The sequence below is a fragment of the Hyphomonas sp. genome (assembly GCF_040882205.1).
Classification (GTDB): Bacteria; Pseudomonadota; Alphaproteobacteria; order Caulobacterales; family Hyphomonadaceae; genus Hyphomonas.
This window is the reverse complement of sequence record NZ_JBBEBT010000358.1, coordinates 1-3,643: the sequence shown is the minus strand read 5'-3', so window position 1 is coordinate 3,643 and position 3,643 is coordinate 1. Positions and strand designations below refer to the sequence as shown.

Genomic DNA, 3,643 nt, shown 5'->3' with positions numbered 1-3,643 from the left:
GAAGAAAGCTGCGCCGAAGAAGGCTGCCGCAAAGAAGCCAGCCGCAAAAAAGCCTGCGGCCAGGAAGGCCCCAGCCAAGAAGAAGGCCGCAGACGAATAACTTACGCATGTCATTGCGGGTCTGCGGGCGGGTGAAGGCTTGCCCGGCGGCGCAATCGCGCCTAAACCGCCGCAAATCGAAGGGGCCTTCATGGCAGAGGCGCAATCAGACTACACTTTCCGGCACAATCATCTGCTAGGAATCGAAGGCCTTCATCCCCTTGATATTGCTCACATATTGGACCTGGCCGACACCTATGCGGAGGCCACGCGGGCGGGCCTGAGGCCGGCGCCGGTACTGACCGGCAAGACCGTGGTTAACCTGTTTTTCGAGAACTCGACGCGGACACTGTCCAGCTTCGAGATCGCCGCGCGGCGGCTCGGCGCGGATGTGGTTTCGATGCCGGTGGGCAATTCTAGCGTGAAGAAAGGCGAGACGCTGATCGACACGGCGATGACGCTGAACGCGATGAAGCCGGACGCGCTGGTCATCCGCCATTCGGCGTCCGGCGGGGCGAAACTGCTCTCGCGCAAGGTCGACTGTCCGGTGCTGAACGCGGGCGACGGCACGCACGAGCACCCGACGCAGGCACTGCTGGACCTCTTGACCATCCGGCGTACCAAGGGGCGTATCGAGGGCCTGAAGGTCGTGATCTGCGGCGACATTGCGCACAGCCGCGTGGCGCGCTCGACTACCATGGCGCTGCATCTGATGGGCGCGCGCGTGCACCTGTGCGGGCCGCGTACGCTGATCCCTCCGGGTACGGACACCTGGGGCGCTGAAAGTGCTGGCACGGACTTTGACCGGGCGCTGCCCGGCGCTGATGTCGTCATGATGCTGCGCCTGCAGCTGGAACGGATGAATGGCAGCCTTCTGCCGAGCCAGCGCGAATATTTCCGCTATTTCGGGCTTACGGCGGACCGGCTGGCATTGGCGAAGGAGGATGCCATCGTGATGCACCCAGGGCCGATGAACCGGGGCGTCGAGATCGAAAGCTCCATCGCGGACGGCGAGCGGTCGGTGATCACGCAGCAGGTGGAGATGGGCGTCGCGGTGCGCGAAGCGGTGCTGCACCTCCTGGCAGGAGCGCGCACATGAGCCTCGAGATCGTCAATGCCCGCCTGCTGGACCCGGCGACCGGCACGGACGCGCCGGGTGGCCTGCTCATCGACAAGGGCGTGATAAGAGAGTTGCGTACAGGGACGGGCGTGTCCTTCAAGGACGCTAGGGAGACGATTGATGCGCGTGGCCTCTGCCTCGCCCCTGGCCTGATCGACCTGCGCGCCAAGACCGGCGAGCCGGGCGAGGAGCAGAAGGAAACGCTGGCGACAGCCTCGCGCGCGGCGCTGTCGGGCGGCATTACGAGCCTCGTCGTGATGCCGGATACGCGGCCCGTGATCGACGATGTGGCGCTGGTGCAGTTCATTGCCGAGCGCGGACGCGAGACGGCGTTTGCACGTGTGTATCCGGCAGGCGGACTGACGGTCGGCCTCGCGGGCGAGGCGATGTCCGAGATCGGATTGATGGCCGAGGCGGGCGCCGTTCTGTTTACCAATGGCGACTGGCCGGTGGCGAGCGCGCAGGTGATGAAGCGCGCAATGACCTATGCGGCGAGCCGCGGCGCCCTCGTCATGTCGCGCCCTGATGACCGCACGCTCGCCGGTGGCGGGGTGATGAATACGGGCGAGTTTGCCGCGCGCAACGGCCTTTCCGGCATCCCCATCGAGGCCGAATGGCTGGGCGCCGCACGGGATGTTGTTCTGGCAGAGCAAACCGGATGCGCGCTCATCCTCGATCAGGTGACCTCGCAGCGCACTCTGGACATTGTGGACATTGCGCGCGGGCGCGGTGCGAAAGTGTTCACCACGGTTGCGGCGCATTCGCTGTTCTTCAACGAACTGGATGTCGGCGACTATCTTACCTATTGCAAAGTGAACCCGCCCTTCCGAACCGAGCAGGCACGCAAGACACTGATCAGCGCGCTGAAGGAAGGCGCCATCGACGCGGTTGTATCAGCGCACGATCCTCAGCCCCCGGAGGAAAAGAGATTGCCGTTTGGCGAAGCGTCGTTTGGCGCGGCAGGGCTGGAAACCTTGCTGCCCTGCCTGCTGACGCTTGTGGCGGAAGAGGAACTGACGCTGCTGGAAGCGCTCGCCCCGGTCACTATCGGCCCGGCCTCTATCCTCGGCCTTCCGCAGGGCCGCATCTCCAAGGGCGCGCCGGCCGACCTCATCCTCTTCGATCCCGGCAAACCCTGGCTCTGCGACCGCGACCACCTGCTTTCGCGCTCCAAGAACTCGCCGTTCGATGGGCGCCGGCTGCAGGGCCGCGTGGTGCGGACGTTCGTGGGCGGGAAGACGGTGTTCGAGCGGTAGGGGGCCTTGCCCCAGATCCTCCGCCCCCTTAAACCGTGAGCCTATAGGGACGGACAGGGATTATACCACACATGCCGGAATGGGCATTTTACGCATTGGCGTCGATGGCCGGGTACCTTGCCGGGTCGACCCCGTTTGGACTCGTCATTACAAAGGCCGCCGGCCTCGGTGACATCCGCGCCATCGGCTCCGGCAATATCGGCGCGACCAATGTGCTGCGCACCGGGCGCAAGGATCTGGCGCTGGCGACACTGCTGCTCGACGGCCTGAAGGCGGGGCTTGCGGCGCTGGCCTTCACGCTGGTCGCCGGGCGCGAAGCGGGTTTCATTGCGGGCGCGGCGGCGTTTGTCGGGCATTGTTATCCGGTCTGGCTGAACTTCAAGGGCGGCAAGGGTATCGCGACCTATGCGGGGCTGCTGGTTTTCGTGACGCCCCTGAAGGGGCTCGTGATTGCGGCGCCGATCTGGCTGGGGCTGTTTGCGCTGACGCGGATTTCCTCGCTCGCGGCGCTGGCGGCGGCAGCGGCCGTGCCGCCGGGAACCTATCTGATGGGCGAGCGCAATCCACTGATCCTGGCGGGTCTCACGCTGCTTTCCCTCTTCGTGTTCTGGACGCACCGCGCCAATCTTGGCCGCCTCCTGAAAGGCACTGAGCCGCGCTTCGGCACAGCGAAATCCAAGTCGGATGCATGAGACTGCGACGGCTCAGCGACGATGAATGCCGCGAATGGGTCAGCCGCGTCCGTACACCGACTATCTGCCTCCAGACTTTCGCGCATCTGCTTTAGCGGTTCGCCAATCGCGCCGAGGCGCTCACCGTTCTACCCGAAATAACGAGCCGTATGGGCAAGGGCCCCCGGATTAAATTGCCGCGGCGCAGCGCATAGGCGCGCGCAAGCCTCTGCGGCGGGGCGCAAGATTGCGCGGCCTGGCCGCCGATCTCGGAAGGGCGGGGTTGGTCACCGTCCCGGGCACCGCGCCCGGCATTGACGGCGAGGCGCGTGCGGCGAGCGCCGCGAGGCACGCCGTGGCCGTGCTCGGCGGCGGCGCCGAACATATCTATCCGCCGCAGGATCAGCGCCTTTACCGGGAAATCGCCGAGCCAGGCCTGATCGGCTCCGAAAAGCCCGGCAGGATAAAGGAGCGCGGGCGCAGGATTTGCCCCGGCCCAACAGGATCATCACCGGCCTCACCCGGGGCACGGTCGTGGCCGAGGCGTCGGAGGGGTC

The 3,643-nt window shown here is 65.8% G+C and carries 4 protein-coding genes; all 4 read left to right on the top strand.

The genetic code is table 11. The annotated features are described in order from the left end of the window. The first annotated feature begins 190 nt into the window (after nucleotides 1-190). Nucleotides 191-1,138, top strand: coding sequence for an aspartate carbamoyltransferase catalytic subunit (locus WEA77_RS15575; RefSeq protein ID WP_368068785.1), 948 nt, complete (start codon nucleotides 191-193; stop codon nucleotides 1,136-1,138). Continuing rightward, nucleotides 1,135-2,415 carry a dihydroorotase gene (gene pyrC, locus WEA77_RS15570; protein WP_368068784.1) on the top strand — a complete coding sequence of 427 codons (1,281 nt, stop codon included), beginning with the start codon at nucleotides 1,135-1,137 and terminating at the stop codon, nucleotides 2,413-2,415. Before WEA77_RS15575 ends, pyrC begins: the two co-directional genes overlap by 4 nt. A gap of 71 nt (nucleotides 2,416-2,486) precedes the next feature. Then, nucleotides 2,487-3,107, top strand: coding sequence for a glycerol-3-phosphate 1-O-acyltransferase PlsY (gene plsY / locus WEA77_RS15565; RefSeq protein ID WP_368068783.1), 621 nt, complete (start codon nucleotides 2,487-2,489; stop codon nucleotides 3,105-3,107). Between the two features lie 226 nt (nucleotides 3,108-3,333). Then, the coding region (locus WEA77_RS15560) for a DNA-processing protein DprA (protein ID WP_368068782.1) at nucleotides 3,334-3,643 on the top strand (310 nt) is incomplete at its 3' end.

Coding starts and splice junctions, on each gene's coding strand:
- pyrC (WP_368068784.1), top strand. CDS start 1,135: ATGAGCCTCGAGATCGTCAATGCCCGCCTGCTGGACCCGGCGACCGGC.
- plsY (WP_368068783.1), top strand. CDS start 2,487: ATGCCGGAATGGGCATTTTACGCATTGGCGTCGATGGCCGGGTACCTT.
- WEA77_RS15575 (WP_368068785.1), top strand. CDS start 191: ATGGCAGAGGCGCAATCAGACTACACTTTCCGGCACAATCATCTGCTA.